This is a genomic window from Ruegeria sp. ANG-R (assembly GCF_000813985.1).
In the GTDB taxonomy this organism is placed as follows: Bacteria; Pseudomonadota; Alphaproteobacteria; order Rhodobacterales; family Rhodobacteraceae; genus Ruegeria.
This window is the reverse complement of record NZ_JWLJ01000001.1, coordinates 391,072-411,185: the sequence shown is the minus strand read 5'-3', so window position 1 is coordinate 411,185 and position 20,114 is coordinate 391,072. Positions and strand designations below refer to the sequence as shown.

Annotated in this window: 21 protein-coding genes and 2 tRNA genes; 11 read left to right on the top strand and 12 right to left on the bottom strand. The window is 57.3% G+C overall.

Going from position 1 to position 20,114, the window contains the following annotated elements; all coding sequences use genetic code 11:
* Nucleotides 1–71 precede the first annotated feature (71 nt).
* Genes RA27_RS01895 through RA27_RS01885 form a run of 3 tightly spaced genes read left to right on the top strand, consistent with a single transcriptional unit; the run spans nucleotide 72 to nucleotide 3,125 of the window.
* On the top strand, nucleotides 72–1,916 hold the full coding sequence (locus RA27_RS01895) for a TadE/TadG family type IV pilus assembly protein (RefSeq protein WP_039534449.1): 1,845 nt from the start codon (nucleotides 72–74) through the stop codon (nucleotides 1,914–1,916).
* On the top strand, nucleotides 1,913–2,539 hold the full coding sequence (locus RA27_RS01890) for a hypothetical protein (protein WP_039534447.1): 627 nt from the start codon (nucleotides 1,913–1,915) through the stop codon (nucleotides 2,537–2,539). The genes RA27_RS01895 and RA27_RS01890 overlap by 4 nt, the downstream gene beginning before the upstream one ends.
* Nucleotides 2,526–3,125, top strand: a complete 600-nt coding sequence (locus RA27_RS01885; RefSeq protein WP_039534446.1) for a hypothetical protein — start codon at nucleotides 2,526–2,528, stop codon at nucleotides 3,123–3,125. The genes RA27_RS01890 and RA27_RS01885 overlap by 14 nt, the downstream gene beginning before the upstream one ends.
* Here the strand turns inward: RA27_RS01885 and RA27_RS01880 are convergent.
* Complete coding sequence (locus tag RA27_RS01880) at nucleotides 3,122–3,592, bottom strand: hypothetical protein (protein ID WP_039534445.1); 471 nt, start codon at nucleotides 3,590–3,592, stop codon at nucleotides 3,122–3,124. The two genes, RA27_RS01885 and RA27_RS01880, sit on opposite strands and share 4 nt — an antisense overlap.
* Nucleotides 3,593–3,751: 159 nt before the next feature.
* Between RA27_RS01880 and RA27_RS01875 the strand changes: the two genes are divergently transcribed.
* Complete coding sequence (locus tag RA27_RS01875; protein WP_039534444.1) at nucleotides 3,752–4,663, top strand: pirin family protein; 912 nt, start codon at nucleotides 3,752–3,754, stop codon at nucleotides 4,661–4,663.
* Nucleotides 4,664–4,670: 7 nt separating this feature from the next.
* On the opposite strand, the gene RA27_RS01870 is transcribed toward RA27_RS01875, so the two are convergent.
* The gene (locus RA27_RS01870) at nucleotides 4,671–5,258 is read right to left on the bottom strand and encodes a TetR/AcrR family transcriptional regulator (protein WP_039534443.1); all 588 of its coding nucleotides are present in this window, start codon (nucleotides 5,256–5,258) and stop codon (nucleotides 4,671–4,673) included.
* Between the two features lie 100 nt (nucleotides 5,259–5,358).
* Here RA27_RS01870 and RA27_RS01865 point away from each other — a divergent pair, with 100 nt between their 5' ends.
* The 6 genes from RA27_RS01865 (at nucleotide 5,359) to RA27_RS01840 (ending at nucleotide 10,195) form a co-directional block, all read left to right on the top strand.
* On the top strand, nucleotides 5,359–5,607 hold the full coding sequence (locus RA27_RS01865; RefSeq protein WP_039534442.1) for a hypothetical protein: 249 nt from the start codon (nucleotides 5,359–5,361) through the stop codon (nucleotides 5,605–5,607).
* Nucleotides 5,608–5,735: 128 nt separating this feature from the next.
* Complete coding sequence (locus RA27_RS01860) at nucleotides 5,736–7,022, top strand: homoserine dehydrogenase (RefSeq protein ID WP_039534440.1); 1,287 nt, start codon at nucleotides 5,736–5,738, stop codon at nucleotides 7,020–7,022.
* Nucleotides 7,023–7,093: 71 nt separating this feature from the next.
* Entirely contained in the window at nucleotides 7,094–8,077 is a 984-nt protein-coding gene (glpX, locus tag RA27_RS01855; protein ID WP_039536792.1) for a class II fructose-bisphosphatase, read from the top strand.
* 91 nt (nucleotides 8,078–8,168) lie between these two features.
* Complete coding sequence (recJ, locus tag RA27_RS01850; RefSeq protein WP_039534437.1) at nucleotides 8,169–9,911, top strand: single-stranded-DNA-specific exonuclease RecJ; 1,743 nt, start codon at nucleotides 8,169–8,171, stop codon at nucleotides 9,909–9,911.
* Nucleotides 9,912–10,020: 109 nt separating this feature from the next.
* Nucleotides 10,021–10,095, top strand: a tRNA-Glu gene (locus RA27_RS01845).
* 25 nt (nucleotides 10,096–10,120) lie between these two features.
* Nucleotides 10,121–10,195: transfer RNA gene (locus RA27_RS01840), tRNA-Glu, on the top strand.
* Between the two features lie 144 nt (nucleotides 10,196–10,339).
* Here the strand turns inward: RA27_RS01840 and RA27_RS01835 are convergent.
* The 10 genes from RA27_RS01835 to RA27_RS01790 all read right to left on the bottom strand — a co-directional run bounded on the left by RA27_RS01835 (nucleotide 10,340) and on the right by RA27_RS01790 (nucleotide 18,812).
* Nucleotides 10,340–10,747, bottom strand: a complete 408-nt coding sequence (locus RA27_RS01835; protein ID WP_039536791.1) for a universal stress protein — start codon at nucleotides 10,745–10,747, stop codon at nucleotides 10,340–10,342.
* 196 nt (nucleotides 10,748–10,943) lie between these two features.
* Nucleotides 10,944–12,125, bottom strand: a complete 1,182-nt coding sequence (locus tag RA27_RS01830; RefSeq protein WP_039534436.1) for a UxaA family hydrolase — start codon at nucleotides 12,123–12,125, stop codon at nucleotides 10,944–10,946.
* A gap of 10 nt (nucleotides 12,126–12,135) precedes the next feature.
* The gene (locus RA27_RS01825) at nucleotides 12,136–12,426 is read right to left on the bottom strand and encodes a UxaA family hydrolase (protein ID WP_039534425.1); all 291 of its coding nucleotides are present in this window, start codon (nucleotides 12,424–12,426) and stop codon (nucleotides 12,136–12,138) included.
* An 18-nt stretch (nucleotides 12,427–12,444) separates the two neighbouring features.
* The gene (locus RA27_RS01820; protein ID WP_039534424.1) at nucleotides 12,445–13,425 is read right to left on the bottom strand and encodes an alcohol dehydrogenase catalytic domain-containing protein; all 981 of its coding nucleotides are present in this window, start codon (nucleotides 13,423–13,425) and stop codon (nucleotides 12,445–12,447) included.
* Nucleotides 13,422–14,189 (bottom strand): SDR family oxidoreductase, encoded by a 768-nt coding sequence (locus RA27_RS01815; protein WP_039534423.1) that lies wholly within the window; start codon nucleotides 14,187–14,189, stop codon nucleotides 13,422–13,424. The genes RA27_RS01820 and RA27_RS01815 overlap by 4 nt, the downstream gene beginning before the upstream one ends.
* Nucleotides 14,182–15,489: a histidinol dehydrogenase gene (gene hisD, locus RA27_RS01810; protein ID WP_039534421.1), complete on the bottom strand. Its 1,308-nt coding sequence runs from the start codon at nucleotides 15,487–15,489 to the stop codon at nucleotides 14,182–14,184. The genes RA27_RS01815 and hisD overlap by 8 nt, the downstream gene beginning before the upstream one ends.
* A 9-nt stretch (nucleotides 15,490–15,498) precedes the next feature.
* Entirely contained in the window at nucleotides 15,499–16,827 is a 1,329-nt protein-coding gene (locus tag RA27_RS01805; protein WP_039534420.1) for a TRAP transporter large permease, read from the bottom strand.
* Between the two features lie 10 nt (nucleotides 16,828–16,837).
* The gene (locus RA27_RS01800) at nucleotides 16,838–17,353 is read right to left on the bottom strand and encodes a TRAP transporter small permease (protein WP_039534419.1); all 516 of its coding nucleotides are present in this window, start codon (nucleotides 17,351–17,353) and stop codon (nucleotides 16,838–16,840) included.
* 101 nt (nucleotides 17,354–17,454) lie between these two features.
* Complete coding sequence (locus RA27_RS01795) at nucleotides 17,455–18,600, bottom strand: TRAP transporter substrate-binding protein (protein ID WP_039534418.1); 1,146 nt, start codon at nucleotides 18,598–18,600, stop codon at nucleotides 17,455–17,457.
* Nucleotides 18,601–18,632: 32 nt separating this feature from the next.
* Nucleotides 18,633–18,812 (bottom strand): hypothetical protein, encoded by a 180-nt coding sequence (locus tag RA27_RS01790; RefSeq protein WP_039534417.1) that lies wholly within the window; start codon nucleotides 18,810–18,812, stop codon nucleotides 18,633–18,635.
* 144 nt (nucleotides 18,813–18,956) lie between these two features.
* Here RA27_RS01790 and RA27_RS01785 point away from each other — a divergent pair, with 144 nt between their 5' ends.
* Complete coding sequence (locus RA27_RS01785; RefSeq protein WP_052265136.1) at nucleotides 18,957–20,048, top strand: LacI family DNA-binding transcriptional regulator; 1,092 nt, start codon at nucleotides 18,957–18,959, stop codon at nucleotides 20,046–20,048.
* The last annotated feature ends 66 nt before the right edge of the window (nucleotides 20,049–20,114 follow it).

The window sequence follows — 20,114 nt, the reverse complement described above, 5'->3', positions numbered from 1 at the left end:
TGATCCGTGTATAAATTATTAAAGTTGCGAAGAGCTTGCATCAGTGCGCCTGATCGACAGAGGAACCCGTTATGCGCAAGTTTGATTTGATGACCCATTTCAACCGTATCTGCCACGAGAGCAGGTGCTCACAGCACTTGCGGCGGTTTGTTGCTTCGACAGACGGCACGATGACCATACTCGCGCTTTTTCTGATCATGATGGTCTTCACCATTGCCGGATTTGCCGTGGATGTCATGCGATATGATCGTGAAAGGGTCAGACTGCAATACGCGCTGGACCGCGCGGTTCTCGCTGCGGCTGATCTGGATCAGGAACTTTGCCCGCGAGTCGTAATAGACGACTATATCAGAAAAGAAGGGTTCGATCCGGCCATCATCACGAAAATAGTGGTTGATCCTGAGACCTGCGAAACGAACGAAGATGGGACGATCAAACAGGTCGAACAACTTGAGGGAAAGCGCAAGGTTGAAGCCAGCGCCGACATGAGTATCGAAACACACTTCATGAAATGGAGTGGTGTCGATCACATTGATACTACCGCCACCAGCATCGCCGAAGAATCGATTGGCAACGTCGAAATCTCGTTGGTGCTGGATGTGTCCGGCTCTATGGCAGGAACAAAGCTGACCAACCTTAAGGAGGCGGCTAACGATTTCATACTCGAGATGATCGCCAAGTCCGAAGACGACAATATTTCCATCTCTATCATTCCATATTCCGAACAAGTCGCCGTACCAGACTACCTGATGAACAAAATCAATACGACAGGGGGCAACGAGGTTGCCAATTGCATCGACTTCCAGACTGCTGACTTTTCGACCACAGCATTTACAGCTTATTCGATAGGTGCCGAAAGCGAAGAGACGTCTCCGCCTCCGTCCGTGCGGCAAACCCTGCACTTCACAGAAAACGGAAACACCGACCATCGTAGCTCCGGCACTGTGGTAGATAAATTCAATCCCTGGGACCCTAACTTTCCCTGCAGAGAAGAGCTTGATAAAGATCGACGTGAAATGGTCGTCATCGAAAATGATACTACTGTTTTGACCAAGTTGATCGACAATATGGTGGCCGCAGGAAGTACTTCGATCAACGTCGGACTGAAGTGGGGCTTGGCCCTGCTTGATGAGAGCACGCAACCTCTGATCAACTCAGTCGCCAATGATACAAACGTTCCAAAAGTTTTCAAAGATCGTCCACGCGCAACCCAAACAACCGAAACCATGAAGGTGGTGGTTCTGATGACGGACGGTAAGAACGACCTTCAAAGGGAAGTTCTTCCACCTTACAATGACGGCCTATCTGACATCTATTGGAACGATGGGGCAAATAAGTATTCGGTGCTCGTTGATGAAAACAACGGACTGTATAAGTGGCCCGATATACCCGTCAACGAATGGAAAGTTGTCGGAGGTAGTTGGAAGTATTGGCAACGAGAGGCCAATCAGGATCATGCCTATGGCGATGGAAGTACTCGATACCGCCGTTGCAAGTATTGGTATAGCTCGGGACGCTGCTATAACTACTATAGCGAGGTTCGTGACGAACCGGAACCAGGAAGCGCCGAAAGACTGACTTGGCCCGATGTCTGGGCATATACCGAAAGACAAGCCATCGAGTCGCTCCTCCGCCGCACAAAAGGCAACACCTACGCGAACAATTTTAGGGACAATTCCGTATTAACCTCCAACACAACCACCAAGGACGCGAACGTTGTTTCGCTCTGCACTCAGGCCGACAAAAAGGATATCATTATCTTCTCAATTGCGTTTGAGGCCCCCAACAGCGTCAAGCAGATCCTAAAAGACTGTGCGATCAAACCTGCGCGCTATTATGAAGCAACCAGTGGTCAGATTGGTCGTGTATTTGATTCGATCGGCACCTCCATTCAAAATCTGAGGCTGACCCAATGATCACGACACTGCGAAAGCGGCTGCGCAGATTTTGCCGCCGCGAAGATGGCACCTCGTCCATTGAGATTATCTGGTGGTTTCCATTCTTCACCTACGTAGCCTATTCGGGCATGGATTTGGGGTTGCTCTCCTTCCATCATGCCGATCTCGAACGCTCATTGGACATGACGATTCGAGAAGTTCGGCTTAATCGCTTGCCCGAGGGTGAAGAGAAATGGGATCACGCGCTTCTTAAGAGAATGATCTGTGAAGAGGCCATCATATCCAATTGCTCAGATCACCTTGCGCTTGAGATGAAATCCATTGACCCCCGCGTCGGCAATGAGTTGGATCCCAATACCTATTGCGTCGACACTCCGGAAGAAATCCGAAAGCCTGACGATGTTGTTTTCGAACAGGGCACTTCAAACGAACTGATGATTATTCGCGCCTGCCTCGAGGTTAAACCCGTCTGGGGCTTTTCAATGATGGGTGACCTTGTGAAGCCGGGCAAGGACAACGATGGCCAATGGGAATTGCACGCGATTTCGGTATTTGTTCATGAACCGTTCGGAGGGTCATCAAGCACCTCTGATGAGGACTCTTCTGAAACGACGACGGGTACAACTGATGCCTCACTTTAACCGCGCAAATCGAAGTCGACTCAAGGGTCTGTTCAACGGCTTCTTCAGGCGAGAAGACGGCGTAATCTCGGTCGAGGCAATGCTGATCCTACCGATGCTGTTTTGGTCGATGTTCGCATCCTACACCTACTATGACAGCTATCGTCAAAGCGCGCGCAACATCAAAGGCGCGTACGCTATTGCCGACATCATCTCACGCGAAGATGGCGATATTAACACCAAATATATCGATACTTTGTATGATCTGTTGAACGAAATGGTCTACACGCGGTCGCCGGTGTCGATGCGCGTTTCCTATATAGAGTATATTGGAAACAACTCGGGTGTGATGGCCCATAATGTGGTTTGGTCCTGCGTTAGGGGCACAACTTACCCACAGTTGATAAACTCCGAAATCGACAAAATTAAGCATCGGATTCCGGTGATGCCTGCTAACGGGTCGATGATCATTGTAGAAACCAAGAACACCTACAAGGCTCCGTTCCAGATGGGCTTTGAATTTGCCGATTTCGAGATGGACAACTTTGTGTTCACGCACCCGCGGGTTTTCGACCAGGTCGTCAATACCCCCTGCAAAATAAGTTAATCCTTCTCCGCAAGCATCGCCGAAAGCATCTCCGACATAAACTTGGTCTCGGCGGCGGCTGTCATGCCGCCGACCCCAATCCGTCGGCCCACGCGCCACCAGAGACCCGGGGCCCAGTTGTTCGAGTTCGGAGTGTGGGTTTTCACCAGAAAGCCATTTGATGGCTTGAAGGCGAACACGCTGCGATCGACGGCTTCGACGTCTTCGACCTTGCAAATCACCTGCCCTGAGCCTGTGCGTAATTGGGACGGGGTGAGCTCGATCCTGTCCTCGGTTGCGGACCACATGCGGTGCGCCAGCCAGAAAGCGGCTGCACCGGCCGCCAGCAGGAACACCTGCCAACCAAACTGAGGCGGTGAGGCCAGCGCCACGTAAATCACCAACACCCCGACCGTGACCAGCATCCCTACCCCGGTCCAGCGTCGCGGGGACGAGGCTGCGACCGTGGCCAGCACTTCTTCCTGCATGTCGTTCTCCTGATTGTTTGCCTGCTTTAGCCGCTTTGATACGTAAAGGACAGCACCTCGTCACCTGTCTGAGCATCTTCGCACAGTGCCGGTGTTCCTGCGCGAATTGATTGCCCCGAACCACGACATAATTTGCGGTCAAACATTCAGGAGGCCGCAATGTCACTCAGACCAACTCTCGAATTCCGCAGGGCTGTGCCGACGATGGAAGGTGCAGGCGTAAAGCTGCACCGTGCGTTCGGGTTTCACGACCCGTCCGAGCTGGACCCGTTTCTGTTGTTTGACGATTTTCGGAATGACAACCCGCAAGATTACATGGCCGGTTTCCCATGGCACCCGCACCGGGGCATCGAGACGATTACCTATGTCCTGTCCGGCTCGGTCGATCACAGTGACTCGCTGGGCAACAGTGGCTCGCTAGGGGCCGGGGACGTCCAGTGGATGACTGCCGGGTCCGGCATTTTGCATCAGGAAATGCCCAAAGGCTCGGCCAGAGGCCAGATGCACGGGTTTCAGCTGTGGGGCAATCTGCCCTCGGATCAAAAGATGACTGCGCCGCGCTATCAGGACGTTCGAAGCACCGACATTCCCAAGATCACCGATGATGATGGGACCAGGGTCCGCGTGATTGTAGGCACTTTCTGGGGGCGCACGGGTCCTGTCGACGGCATCGCCGCCGACCCGCAATATCTGGATATCAGCATACCCGCCGGGGTAAAAAAGACCTTCCGTATCGACACCTACCGCAGAGCATTTGCCTATATCTTTGAGGGGAATGCCGCCTTTGCGGATGCGTCGCGCCCAACCGGCGTTCTGCTGGAAAAAGAAATCGCCGGGCGAGAGGTCAACATCCGCGACATGTCAGGCGACAGGACTCTGGTTCGGTTCGGGACAGGCGATGAAATCACGGTTCAGGCCGGACCTGAAGGCGTGCGGTTTCTTTTGATCTCAGGCGCACCAATCAACGAACCGGTCGCGTGGCACGGACCGATCGTCATGAACACGCAGGCCGAATTGCAGCAAGCGTTTCGGGAATTGCGAAACGGTACATTCATACGCCCGGCCCACTAAGGGCCGGTCAGGCAGAGACTGCCCTGCGCACCATGTCCCAATACACCTGCTCAACTTCATCAAGCGACAACCGCCCGCCGCTGCGATACCAGGTGATTACGCCGTTCAGCATGGCGATCACCGCCAATGTGGTGATCTTGGTATCGGTGACCGAGAATTGACCCGATTTCTGGCCCTTGCGCAGGATATTCTCCAGCGAGTCCTCGTAAAGGCGGCGGAGCGCCTCGATTTCGGTGAAATTCTCAGACGTCAGATTGCGCAGCTCCATATAGGCGATGAACACCTCATCAGGGCGCTGCAGGTGAAACCGGATGTGAAATCCGACAAACTGGCGGAGAGCCTCCTGCGGATCGCCCGGCCGATCCAGATCGTCATAGGCCGCAAGCAGGTCCTGCATGTGATCGCGCATCAGACGAAACAGCAGGCTCTGCTTGTCAGGGGTGTAATTGTAGAGAGCGCCCGCCTGCACCCCGACCTCACCCGCGATCTGCCGCATCGATACTGCGGCGTAACCATGACGGGCAAATAGACCCAGCGCCGCCTCGCGGATGCGAGGGCCGGTAATGTCGGAATGAGAGCCTTGTGTACGCGCCATGTCACCACCTTATATGAACAGGCGTTCAGATAGAAGCCCGCTTGAACCAATCCGGCAAAACGTGCATCACGGGACACACGCCGCAACCCAAAGGTCCGCGATGAAGTTTTTGCCGCCGATACTCCTTATGCTGGCCACCGCAGGCTGCGCCAATATCCCCGAGCTTGAAGGCAGCGAAACCGCCGCCTTGCGTAAGGCGCCCTACCCCAAGCTCATTGCTCTGGACCCGGCCCTTGGCCCCCCCACGGACCCGGTCAGTGAGGCGGCAGAGGTTGAAGAAGATCTGACAACACGCAGCGAAGCGTTGGCAAAAAAGGCCGAGGCGCTGCAAAACGTCGAGATTGAGTAAGATTTCGTCCGAACCAAAGACACCGAAAGATTAGACGGATTGCACCCCTGCCCTTAACCCGCTAAGGCAGCGCGCAAAGGACACGTCGCCATCGCGGGCGGTATTGCGAGCAGAAAGGACCCAAGGGAATGACACAGGCGCTGAGGCTTGGAATTGCCGGATTGGGAACGGTTGGCGTAGGCGTGGTCAAAATCGTGCGCCGCCATGCCGATCTGCTGCAGGCCCGCACCGGGCGCACCATCGAAATCACCGCTGTCTCTGCCCGTGATGCCACCAAAGATCGCGGCGTAAACCTATCGGATTACGCTTGGGAGACCGATCCGGTTGCCTTGGCCAAGCGCGATGATGTTGATGTTTTTGTCGAACTGATGGGCGGCGAGAACGGGCCTGCCAAGGCTTCCGTAGAAGCCGCTTTGGCGCGTGGCAAGGATGTCGTCACCGCGAACAAGGCGCTGCTGGCGATCCATGGTCAGGAATTGGCCGAAAAGGCCGAAGCCGCAGGTCGCGTCATTCGGTTCGAGGCCGCCGTCGCTGGCGGCATCCCGGTTATCAAATCCCTGACCGAGGGGCTGGCCGGCAATGAAATCACCCGCGTCATGGGCGTGATGAACGGCACCTGCAACTACATTCTGACCCGGATGCAATCGCAGGAATTGGGGTACAACGCCCTGTTCGAGGAATGCGCTCAGTTGGGCTATCTCGAGGCCGACCCCAATCTGGACGTGGGCGGCATCGACGCGGCGCATAAACTGGCACTGCTGTCTTCGATTGCATTCGGGACAAAGCCGAATTTCGACGGGATCGAGATCGAGGGTATTCAGCAGATTAGCCTCGATGACATCCATCAGGCCCACGACATGGGGTATCGCATCAAACTGTTGGGCGTTGCACAGCGCACTGCACGGGGTTTGGAACAGCGGATGCAGCCTTGTTTGGTGCCGAGCGATTCTCCGTTGGGTCAGCTGGAGGGCGGAACCAATATGGTCGTGCTGGATGGGGATGCGGTTGAACAGATTGTCCTGCGTGGCCCCGGCGCGGGTGAAGGCCCTACGGCCAGCGCAGTGATGGGCGACGTCTGCGATCTGGCGCGCGGCCTGCACGTCCCGACATTTGGCCGCCCTGCCACATCGCTGCAAGAGGCCGCGCCGGCCGTCACCGGCCTGCCCGCGCCCTATTATCTGCGGCTCGGACTACTGGACAAACCCGGCGCCCTGGCCAAGGTCGCCGCCATCCTGGGGGATGCCGGTGTTTCCATCGACCGGATGCGCCAGTACGGACACACCGAAAGCACCGCGCCCGTGCTGATCGTGACACACAAAACCACACGGACCACGCTCGACCATGCATTGGATGGCCTGCGCGCTACCGATGTGGTGGCCGGGGAACCCGTTGCCCTGCGCATCGAGCAGGTCTGACCCCTTGCAGCCTGTGCTGCGCGCGGGCTATGCCGGATAGAACGCCTGAGCTGACCAAAGGATTTTCGAAGATGAACGCTGCCAAGATCGATTTCAACGACCGCCTGTTGTCTCTGGGCCTTGCACGTGTGGCGGAACAGGCCGCGCTGGCATCTGCCTCGCTGGTTGGCCGGGGTGATGAGAAAGCTGCCGATCAGGCCGCCGTCAATGCAATGCGGGAACAGCTGAACCTGCTGGATATCGAAGGCGTCGTCGTCATTGGTGAAGGCGAACGCGATGAAGCGCCGATGCTTTATATCGGCGAAGAGGTTGGGACCGGCAACGGCCCCGGTGTGGATATCGCGCTGGACCCTCTTGAGGGCACGACCCTGACCGCCAAGGATATGCCCAATGCCCTGACCGTCATCGCAATGGGCCCGCGCGGTTCGATGCTGCACGCGCCGGACGTGTATATGGACAAGCTCGCCATCGGGCCGGGCTACCCTGAGGGCGTCGTCAATCTGGACATGAGCCCGCGCGAACGTGTCGAAGCGTTGGCTAAAGCCAAAGGGTGCGAGCCTGCCGATATCACCGTTTGCATATTGGAGCGTCCCCGCCATGAAGCGATGATCGCAGAGGTTCGCGCCACCGGAGCCTCGATCCGCCTGATCACCGATGGCGACGTTGCGGGTGTGATGCATTGCGCCGAAAGCGAAGTTACAGGCATCGACATGTACATGGGTCAGGGCGGCGCCCCCGAGGGCGTTCTGGCCGCCGCCGCTCTGAAATGCATGGGAGGGCAGATTTTCGGCCGCCTGCTGTTCCGCAACGATGACGAACGCGGCCGCGCTGCCAAGGCGGGCATCACCGATCTCGACCGCGTCTACGCGCGCGACGAGATGGTGACCGCAGACGTGATCTTTGCCGCCACCGGCGTAACCGGTGGTTCGCTGCTGCCACGTATCAAGCGCGAGCCGGGCTGGGTCGAGACGACGACGCTGTTGATGCGCTCGAAGACGGGCTCGGTCCGGCGGATGTCTTATCGCACCCCGATGTGGCCCCATAACGGCGCATAGCGGCTTGCGCAGCTACCTTCGGCGAGAGTATTTGTAAAAAGATGAAGAGGCCGGGTCCGAAGGGGTCCGGCCTTGGTGCATGAGGTGAGATGTGGCGTTTCTAGGTGTTGAGCAATCATTGACGGGGCGGCGCTGGGTTGGACCCCCGATCGACGTCGAGCGGTCGGCTGAGATGATGGCCCAGCAGACCGATCTGCCGCGCGCCGTGTGTCAGGTATTGGCGCGGCGCGGCGTCCCGGTCATGGAAGCAAGGGGTTTTCTGGAGCCCAAGCTGAAGGAGTTGCTGCCCGATCCGCGTTCGATGAAGGATATGGAGGTCGCCGCCACGCGGTTTCTCGAGGCCGTGCGTAATCGGCAGAAGATTGCAGTATTCGCAGATTATGATGTGGACGGGGGCAGTTCGGCGGCGCTGTTGTTGGTGTGGCTGCGCCAGATGGGGCTTGCCGCGACACTCTATGTGCCCGACCGGATTGATGAGGGATACGGGCCAAATATCCCCGCCATGCGGGAATTGGCCTCAAGCCATGACCTGATCATCTGCGTGGATTGCGGGACACTCAGCCACGAACCCATCGCTGCTGCCAAAGGTGCGGATGTGATCGTTCTGGATCACCATCTGGGCGGAGAAACATTACCTGACTGCGTGGCAGTGGTGAACCCGAACCGGCAGGATGAGAGCGGCGATCTGGGATATTTCTGCGCCGCTGCCGTGGTGTTTCTGATGCTGGTCGAGGCTGGCCGCCAACTCCGCGAGGCCGGAGCCAAAGGGCCGGACCTGATGGCGATGCTCGATCTGGTAGCACTGGCCACGGTGGCGGATGTCGCTCCGCTGATCGAGGCCAACCGGGCTCTGGTTCGGCAAGGGCTGAAAGTCATGGCCCAAAGGCAAAGGCCGGGATTGGTCGCGCTTTCGGATGTGGCACGGATGGATACCGCCCCCAATAGCTATCATCTTGGATTTCTGCTTGGGCCGCGCGTGAACGCGGGCGGGCGCATTGGGCAGGCAGATCTGGGCGCACGGTTGCTGAGCACCGACTCGGTCACCGAAGCCGAAGCCCTGTCAGAACGACTGGACGCGTTAAACTCCGAACGGCGCGAGATCGAAAACACAGTCCGCGCTGCGGCGCTGGCGCAGGCCGACGAACGCGGACTGGATGCGCCGCTTGTCTGGGCTGCGGGTGACGGGTGGCATCCGGGCGTTGTCGGCATCGTAGCATCGCGGTTGAAAGAGACCGCGAACCGGCCTGCTGTCGTTATTGGGTTTGACGGGGAAGAGGGCAAAGGTTCGGGTCGTTCGGTCTCGGGCGTAGATCTGGGGGCTTCGATTCAGCGCCTTGCCTCCGAAGGGCTGTTGGTCAAGGGCGGAGGCCACAAGATGGCTGCGGGCCTGACAGTAATGCGCGACCAACTGGAGCCCGCGATGGCGCGTCTGTCAGAGTTGCTGGCAAAGCAGGGCGCGGGGCAAAGCGGCCCAGCAGACCTGAAGCTGGACGGGGCGCTGATGCCCGGGGCCGCCAGGGTCGATTTGATCGAGCAGATCGATCAGGCGGGGCCGTTCGGTGCCGGAGCCCCTGCCCCGCGCTACGCCCTGCCCGATCTGCAGGTGCGCTTTGCAAAGCGCGTGGGAGAGTCTCATCTGAAGCTGTCACTGTCGGATGGTATGTCCGGTGGTCTGGACGCAATCGCCTTCGGAGCGTTCGATGGTCCACTGGGTAATCGCTTGTCCAACCACGGCGGCGCACGGTTCCATTTCGCCGGACGGCTTGAGGTTAACTCCTGGGGCGGACGGCAAAGTGTACAACTTCGGCTGGAAGACGCGGCGGAAGCCGACTGAGTACAAATTCTCATTCCCGCCAAAAGGCCCAAAAAACTTTCATAGCCTTGCGTTTTTCGTCTTGCGGGGGTGCTGGGTTATCCGTAAAAGGCCCTCCACAAGCCAGCGTGGCCCGTTCGTCTATCGGTTAGGACGCCAGGTTTTCAACCTGGAAAGAGGGGTTCGATTCCCCTACGGGCTACCATTTATGCTTGCGCCAGTTCTTAGATGGCCCGTTCGTCTATCGGTTAGGACGCCAGGTTTTCAACCTGGAAAGAGGGGTTCGATTCCCCTACGGGCTACCACTGCTTCCAAAATTCGTATTCTACACTGCGTCTTGCGCTGCCAACTTCGATCACGGGCGCGCCACGACGACCCTGGCACGGCAAATAAAGCGTTTCGGGCATAAGATCATGAGTGATCCTGTTCGAGACCGATCTGCATTCGCGCTATCTGAGCACATAGACCGCACAATCGGCCCGGCGAACGATCCGTGAAGCGGTCGATCCCAGGAAATACCCGGTCGCACCAGGTTTTTGTGACCCGACAACAATCAGGTCCACACCGGCTTTTGCCGCATATTCAGGAATACGCACGCCGGCTTTGCCCGAGATGACATCGATCGCGATATCCTTTTCATCTGCAGCTATTTCCCTAAGTTTGGACTTCACGCTTTCAGTCAGATGGTTGGCTTCTTTTACCGTTACGAACTCGGCCACGAAGCCCGGAATCTCTTCGAGCACTGTCAGCAGAGTGATCCGGCCCCCATCGTCCAACAACCGTCTTGCGACCTCAAGCTTTTGTCTGGCCAGACTTTCGTGATCCAGAGCAACAGGGATAAGGATGTGGTTAGGCATGTGCTGTTCCTCGTTGTTCAAATCTACCGTCGCGGGCATGGTCCGGCTTCGCAAGCGTGGTCAAAATAGCCACGTCTTGCACGGGGTTGCGGCGTGAGACTGGCACTCGTCGAACTCTGCACCCGGTATCGCCAATGCAGTCGCAAACGGACAGAGCATTTGCCGGGCGCCAAAAGCGTGGCGCCCGGCTGTACGGTTATGCACTGCGGTACAGCTTGGTCATGGAGAATTCGCGATGGCCAAGCGCTTCTGCCGCGGTATTGCGGCCATTGGCGGTGCGGCAGATCATTTCGATCAGCGCATCTCCGGCCTCATCAATCGTCATGTCACGGCGCAGGATACCTGAAACGTCAACGTCGATATGTTCGCTCATGGTGCGTACAGTGCGCGGGTTGGCGGTAATCTTGATGACCGGAACGATCGGGTTGCCGACCACGTTACCCTGACCGGTCGGGAAGGTATGGATGACCGCGCCTCCTGCCGCCATTAACGTGACACACTCGGCCGCGGCCGAAGACGAATCCATGAAATACAGCCCGTTCCCGGATTGCGGCGCTTCCGCCGGTTCAAGAATATCGATGTACTTGGACGTACGACCGATCTTTTCCAGGTTCCCCAGCGCCTTCTCTTCAATTGTGGTCAGGCCGCCTTCGATATTGCCCTTAGTTGGCTGACTGTCAGACAAGTCATCCGTCTGATGCGCAAAGATCACGTCATCCTGATACGCTTTCCACATCTGATACCAGCGCTCACCGACTTCCTCGTTCACGGCTCGTTTCTGGCAGATATGCTCTGCCCCTGTAATTTCAGAGGTTTCGCCGAAAAAGCCTGTGATCCCTTCGGGTAGCAGTTTGTCATACATGTTACCGACCGTCGGGCACGAGCCCAGTCCGGTTGTCGTGTCGCTTTCTCCACATTTGGTCGAAACCCAAAGCTCGGAAATATTGCACTCTTCCCGCTGCAGTTCGGTGGCCCAGTGCACGAACTCTTTGGCTTTCCAGCTAGCGGCCCGGATGGTTTCAAAATCGCCATTCTGTTCGATCGAGAATTCGGCAACAGGTTTACCGGTCTCACGGATGCCGTCAGCGATGCGCTTGGTCCAACCCGGTTCGATCCCGATCACCACAACAGCAGCGACATTCGGATTGGCGCCAGTGCCAATCATGGTCCGGAAATGCAGCTCCAGATCCTCACCAAACTGCAACCGTCCATAGGCATGTGGCAAAGCCATCGAGCCTTTGACGTTGTTTGCCACAGCCTCGCACGCAGCGTTCGAGATGTCGTCTACCGGCAGGATCACCACGTGATTGCGAACGCCGACCCGACCGTTTTCCCGCCGATATGCTTTGACGGTCATGTTGGAATACTTCGATGCCATCTTGCGCTCCTTACCAGCGTTTGGTTTTGCAGTTGTGGGTGTGGACATGATCCCCCTTGGGGATGTCAGCGATGATCTTGCCGATGTCCTCACCATACTTCATGGCGGTGTCACCAGTTTTCAGATCGGCAAGTGCGATCTTGTGGCCAATCGGGACATCCGCCCCTGCGGTCATGCGGAAGGTCGAATTGTCATGCGTGATGCAACACAGCATGTCTGTGCCAGCGGTCAGCCCCTCAACCACGACCACGCCGACATTGTCGTCACGCTCGTGCACAAGAAGGTGCGGGATTTCTGCCATTTGGTTTCTCCTTGAAGGTCAGTCATTGGGAATGAGAATTGTCTTTGGCGCTGCAACTGCGCCGGATCTGATATCCTGAAAGGCCAATGCCCCTTCGGACAGAGGCCGGGATTCGATCCAGTCGAGAGGTCCGAGGCGCCCGTCGAACATCGCGTGTGCCGTGTCTCGAAAATCGGTTCTGGTATAGGTGTAGGTGCCCGAGAAAGTGATTTCCTGCAGGGTCATCCGGCGGATATCCAGACCTCCTGTATCTTCGCCCAAGCCAATGTGAATAATCGCACCGCCGGGAGAGACCAGCCCCGAGGCTGCAGCACGGGTCGCCGCATAGCCAACGGCGTCTACCACAAGTGGGACAGCGTCATCGGCGCGATCAATTGCCTTTACTCCGCATCTCCGTTTCAGGAAGTCGCGCCGTACTGGATTGGGCTCCAGAACCGACACGGTTTCAAAGCCCATCGCTTTCAAGGCCAGAGCCGCCGCCAATCCGATCGCACCGCCACCTATAACCATAGCACGTCTTTCCAGCGAATTGTGCAGTGTCTGAAGCCCCAAACGTGCGGCGTGCCAGCTGACCGCAAGCGGTTCGGCAAGGGCTGCTTTGGACAAAGGAAAATCGTCCGGCACAGTTATCAGATTGTTGTCAGGCATCGCGACGAATTGCGCGAACGCCCCTTCGCGTGGCGGCATCGAAATGATCTGCCTGTTTGGACACAGGTTTTCGCGCCCTACTTTGCAGGCATTACATTCACCACAGCTGACCAGAGGATTGATGGTGACACGTTCGCCATCGCGTGCGCCCCCTACAATTACGCCAGCCGCTTCGTGCCCAAGAATGAGAGGGGCCGGTCGTCGATCGTCATGCCCAAGATAAGCGTGCATGTCTGAGCCGCATATGCCCGCCGCGCTCACCCGTATGAGCTGCTCGTTCAAAGCCGGGGCAGGCTCGGGTACATCTCGGTAGTCAATGGTCTCGGGCCCATCGTAAACCAGCGCCTTCATTTCGCCGTATACCCCCCATCCAGCATCAGTACTTGTCCGGTCACGTATCGCGACGCTTCGGAACATAAGAAAAGCAGCGGCCCGTCGAGGTCTTCAGGCTCACCGTTCCTGCCAATACAGGTTTGTGTGGCGTTGCGGGCCGCACGCTGCTCGTCAGCGAAAACCGCTGCGGTAAGCTCGGTTTCAAAAAAACCCGGCGCCAGCGCGTTGATGTTGACACCTGTTTTGGACCAGGCCTGCGCCATGGCGCGGGTCAGTTGCGCCACACCGCCTTTGCTGGCGCCATAGGCGATGCCGCCGGGAAAGGCGCGAAAGGACTGTAGTGACGCGAAATTCACAATCCGTCCCCACCCCTTCCGTTGCATCCCGGGGACCAGCTTCTGACTTAGAAAAAACGGAGCCGTAAGGTTCACCGCGATGGTCGCATCCCAGCCTTCGGCAGAGACAGCATCTGCGTCTTCTCTCGTGTTAAGGCCCGCAGCATGGATCACGATATCGGGCGGGCCGAACCCTGCGCAGATCTGCTGAACAAGATCGTCAATTGCCCCCCGATCCGCCACATCACCCTGAACCGCCCTGAGTTCTCCATCTGTGCCGGAACACAACTCATCGAGCATGTCGGCGCGCCGCGCGACGGCGACAACCAACGCACCCGCACGCGCCAGCACCTCGGCCGCACGACGACCAAGACCAGAGCTGGCGCCGGTGACACAGGCCACCCGTCCCGCGACGTTGAACAGTTCAGAGGGCGGAAACTCAGCCATCGGCAGACAGATCGAAGTTTTCGCCGGGGAAATACTTCTGGAGCCGGATGTCGGCGGTGCGCGCATGTCCTTCCATGCCTTCCAGCCGGGCGATACGTGCAGTCGCCTCGGCAACCGGTTTCGCCCCCTCCCGCGTGGCGCGCTGCCAGGTTACGATTTTCATGTATTTGTGTACGCTCAGACCACCGGTATAGCTGGCGGCACCCGACGTTGGCAGCACATGGTTCGTCCCCGAGGCCTTGTCGCCGAAGGCCACGGTGGTTTCCTCACCCAGAAACAAGGACCCGTAGCACGACAGCCGGTCCAGCCACCATTCCAGATCGTCGGCCTGCACGGTCAGGTGTTCTGGCGCATAATCGTCGGAACAGGCTGCCATTTCCTCGCGATCAGCACACAGGATCACCTCGGCATAGTCGCGCCAGGCGGCGGTGGCGTTGTCACGATTGACCTCGGGCAGATCGTCAATCAGCAGCGGAACAAGGCGCATCACCTCTTCTGCCAGCGGGCGATCATCCGTCACCAACCAGACAGGTGAATTGTATCCATGCTCGGCCTGCCCCACCAGGTCGGTCGCAACGATCATCGGATCGGCGCTTGCGTCGGCAAGGATCAAACTGTCGGTCGGACCCGCAATCATGTCGATGCCGACACGGCCGAATAGCATCCGTTTGGCCTCGGCCACGAACTGATTGCCGGGGCCAACAAGAATGTTGGCCTTGGGCAGCCCGAACAGCCCAAATGTCATGGCCGCAACTCCCTGCACACCGCCCATGGCAAGGATTTTGTCTGCACCACAGACATGCGCGGCATAGATGATCGCCGGCGCGACGCCAACACCTGGTCGTGGCGGAGAGCAAGCAACGATGTTCTTACAGCCAGCGACCTTGGCCGTCGTGACGGTCATGATCGCGCTGGCGATGTGGCTGTAACGCCCGCCGGGTACATAGCACCCTGCCCCGGAAACAGGGATCGCCTTTTGACCGGCGATCAGGCCCGGGACAACTTCGATCTCGAAATCGGCGACTGTGCTCAACTGTGCTTGGGCAAAGCGCCTGACATTATCATGCGCAAACTGAATATCGCGCCGAAGCTTATCAGGCACCAATGCCGCAGCAGCCTCAATCGCTTCCGGGGACAGGATGATTTCGCCATCATACTGATCGAACTTTGCGGCATATTCCAACGCTTTGGCATCCCCGCCCGCTTCGATATCATCGAGGATTTCCCGAACAATTTTCTTGGTTTCCGAGGCATCGCTTTTTGATGTGAGCGTTGCTTTCTTGAGGTATTCTCTCGGCATGTTTCAGTCCTACTTGTAAATGTCAGGAAGAAAGACGGTTGAAATCGTCGGCAGGTACGCGATGAACAGCGTCACGATCAGCATGAACAGCACGAAGGGTATGGCGCGGTAGGCAATTTTCAGGATGGATTCGCCTGTTAGCCCGGACACGACAAACAAGTTCAGCCCAAGCGGCGGCGTGATAAAGCCAACACCCAGCGCGGTGATCATCATGATGCAGAACTGAATCTCGTTCATGCCGATATTGTCAGCCAACGGTTTGAGGATCGGTGCCAAGATCACAATGTTTGGCGTCGTCTCCATCACGCATCCCGATGCGATCAGGATCAGGATCATCATGAGTATCAGAACCCATGGCTCTTCGCTGACCGACGTGGCCGCAGCGACAAACCCTTGCGGTACACCCAGTATGGCCAATGCCTGCGCTAATGGTAGCGAGAAGGCGATAATTGGCAGGATCACCCCGTTCACCTTGGCCGAACTGACCAGCATCGACGGGAAATCGCTCAGTTTCAGAGTGCCGAGAATGAACCCCATGATGATTGTGACAACAACGGCGGTTGCCCCGGCTTCGGTTGGGGTCAAGCGACCTGAGAAGATGCCATAGAAGATAATCCCCGGCACAATGAACGCGTACCAGCCGGATTTGAGGGCCGTCCCCAACCGCGAAAAATACTCGCCCATGCTGATATTGCCACCACCTTCCCAGCCATAGAGCCGGTTCATGATGATGTTGGTGGCAAGGATCGAAAGAAGAATGGCAACGCCGGGAATGACCGCTGCGAGGAACAAGGTCGATGCGGATATTCCCAGAACGAGACCGATGATGATGTAAGCGATCGAAGGCGGTATGAGGATGCCGGTACAGGCCCCCGCAGCTACCAAAGCGCAGGCATAGGGGCGCGGATAGCCAGACTCCACTAGCCGGTTGATCGTCATCCGGCCCACCGCCGCAGCACCCGCCGCGTCCGAGCCAGAAATGGCGGCAAACATACCGCACACAAGGACGGTTGCTGAACCGAAGCCTCCCTTGGCGAACTGAGTCAACGCTTCGGCTACGTCAAGGAACTTTCGGCTGAGCCCCGTGCGCACCAACACGTCCCCCGTCAGGATGAACAAAGGAACAGCGGTTAGGGCAAAGTGGTCGATGCCGTGAAACAAGCTTTCGCCGACCAGAGACAACGGCAGCGCCCCTGACAGCAAGAGCATCGCAATGGCTGACGCCCCGATCGCGGCCCAGACAGGCACAGCCAAAGCCACGAGGACAACGAATATGATTACAGGACCGTAGAAATCCCAGCCGAGTTCGACGGTTTGATTGAGTTGGTTCCAGAGCATCGGTGCCTCCTCAATCGAACAGCTTGTCGCCTTCGTAGACGGGGCGCCCGTTACGAAGATCGTTGATATCACGCAGGAAAGACTGGATCAGTCTCACGATGACCAATCCAAAACCGATGGGGACAGCAGACAGGAACCAGACTTGACTGATCCGCAGCCCATGGGTCACCGATCCGAACTTGCCGGACACCAGCACCGTCTCCAGCGACCAGTAGAAGGCCACAATCGCCACGACAAACATGACGATGTCGCCAAAGATGTAGAGCACCGCCTTCGCGCGCCAGCCGATATACTGCATGACGACATCGATGCGGATATGGCCGCGTTCACGCACGGCCGCGGCGGCACCGATCCATGCCAGGTAGATGAATGAGTATCGAACAATTTCCTCGCCCCAGATCGAGGAATAGGCAAGCACTTCGCGGCGCATCACCTCGATGAACATTGTCGCAACCAGCATCGTGTAGAACACCAGCAGAAGCCATCGCTCTGCGTTCTGGTCGAGAAGTCGAACAATCCGCGACATGTAACTCTCCCGTTGGCCGGAGGCATTGATGCGCCCGGCGGTCCGATTTCCAAATTTGGGATGTTTGGGCGGCGTTTCCCGTGCCGCCCAACGCCAATGGCTTACGCGTCGTGGACGTAGTGGCGGCCCATGGTGCCGGCGGCCTCTTCGAGTTTCGCGAAGTTGTCCATCGAGCCGGCGAGTTCGACCTTGAACTCATCCCAGTCGGGCAGTTGGTAGCCACCGGCCGCCTGCCATTCGCCAAGTTGGTCATCGCTCAGGCTGTGGAATTCAACGCCCGCTTTGGCCAGCTCTGCCATCGCGTATGTCCGCGCCGACGGGACCTTGGCCAGGTTCTGGTCAGTCGTCATTTCACCGGCCCATTCGATACCTTCCTGCACGTCAGAGGGTAATGAATTGAACCACTCCAGATTCATCGAATAGACCTGACTGTCGGGTACTGCCTGAGTGAAGGTCACATGGCTCAGAATGTCTTTGAAGCCAAAGACAAACAACGCACCGACCGATGGATCAAGCGCATCCGCGACACCCTGTTTGATGGCCGAGGGCGTCTCGCCCCACGCAACAGGCGTCGGGTTTGCGCCAACCATGCGGTAATACTGCTGCAACATCTTCGAGCCCGGAACGCGGAACTTCACACCGTCCAGATCGCCGGGTGTGATGACTTTGTTACCGCCCTTACGCACCGCGACAACACGCGGGTCGATGACGACATAGAACAGAGCCTTGAAGCCAGATGCCTCGATCTTGGGGTGCACCTCCGTTTTCCAGGCATCCGAGCCAACAAGGTTCGTAAAGCGCTGGTTCGAACCGCAGAAGTACGGCATGTTGATCAGATCGACCGCGCTTGCATAAGGTGCGAAATTTGACAGCGAGTGCTGCGCACACTGGATGGTGCCGGTCTGCACCGCCTGCGCCAACGCTCCTCCCGCCCCAAGCTGACCACCCGGTGCAAGTTTCACGTAAACCTTACCGTTGGTCGCATTCTGAATGTTCTCTTTCAGATCAAGCTGCATGATTGGATAGCTGCGCGACGCACCAAGCACATATGCGGTGGCGAGCGTCATTATGTGGTCAGCTGCCGCTTCGCGTTCTTTTTCTTCTTTTGCGGTTTGCGCTGCGGCTTCGCTTGACCAAAGCAGTCCACCAGCGCCAGCGACGACAGCCGCAGTAAAGCTGCCGGTACTGGCCAACTTCAGAAAATTACGTCGTTCCTCCGAAGCCAGTCCATGTCTGTCACGATCCATGTTTTCCTCCCTACACGTCACGATTTTTTTGGTTATTCAGAATCCTTCGCCGCCTCCTCACGGCGAAGAACAGCCACAACGAAGGCGATGGATGCGGCGAACAGCATCAGCATCTCTCCGATGTCACCAAGGAAGGGAGAACCCGAAAGCGCCCCCAGAACCACGTTGACGACGAAGATTGCAAACAGAACCACTGCGATAATCAGGTACATGCCTTCCCCTTTTCGTCGATTCGCCGTAAATGTAAGCGCTTACATTATTTCATGCAAGCGCTTACATTTGTACCTCTCTAAACGCTTTGCTAGAAATTCGAAAACTGCGGACTGCGCTGATCGCAGAATCAATGGACCCGACTAATGCCCGAAGAAAAACTTCGAAGACAGCAATCCGGGCGCGCGAACGCGTCCCCGACACTGGAGGACGTCGCCCAACGAGCAGGCGTTTCAACTGCAACTGTATCGCGATGTCTGAACGCCCCTGAACGCGTCAGCGAAGCCACTCGAAAGCAAGTTCTCGAAGCAGTTAACCTATTGGGCTACGCGCCAAATTTCGGTGCGCGCGCCCTTGCGGCTAAACGAACGGATACGTTTGGTGCCATCATTCCGACCATGGAGAACGCCATCTTCGCACGTGGCCTTCAGGCGTTTCAGGAAGAGCTTGAGCAGAACGGCATTACATTGCTTGTCTCAAGTTCGTCCTACAGCCCCCAACTGGAGGAAAAACAGATCCGCGCCCTGATCGCCCGTGGCGCCGACGCCCTTTTGTTGATTGGTCATGATCGAACCCCACAAAGCTATGCTCTGTTGGAAAGCAAGGGCATTCCGCACGTGATAGCGTGGTCGATAGACCACTCGATACCCAGAACATCGATAGGATTCGACAATCGCAAAGCCATGAGAATGCTGGCTGAAGAAATCCTAAAGCTGGGACATCGCGAACTAGCCGTCATTTCCGCGCCGCAGGATGGAAATGACCGCGCCCGTGAAAGATGCCAAGGCGTGATAGACGCTTTGATCCAGTACGATCTGAACCCCGCTGATTTGCCCATTATCGAAACGCCCTATTCGATTTCGAATGGCGCAGATGCGTTTCAGACTCTGTTTCAGTCACGCAACAGGCCAACTGCCGTTTTATGCGGCAACGATGTGCTGGCGGCAGGAGCGTTATCCCGCGCACGCGAACTGGGTTTACGCGTCCCAGAGGATATTTCGATCACCGGTTTCGACGATATCGAGATCGCGCAGATTGTTTCCCCGGGACTGACGACCGTCCATGTTCCGCATAGAAAAATGGGAATGCACGCGGCTAGGTTGCTCGTTGCGATGCGGAACGGCGAATACGGTGAAACGCCTGCCGAGAGTCTGGAACTGCCGGCGACCATCACGTGGCGCGACTCTCTGGGACCTGTAGCGTTGCGCGAGACCAAAGACCTACCTCAGGATCGCTGAACGCAGCCATGGACCGGCTTGAATCAGAAGGGCTCATTTCGCAGCAGCCTGTATCTGAATTTGGCG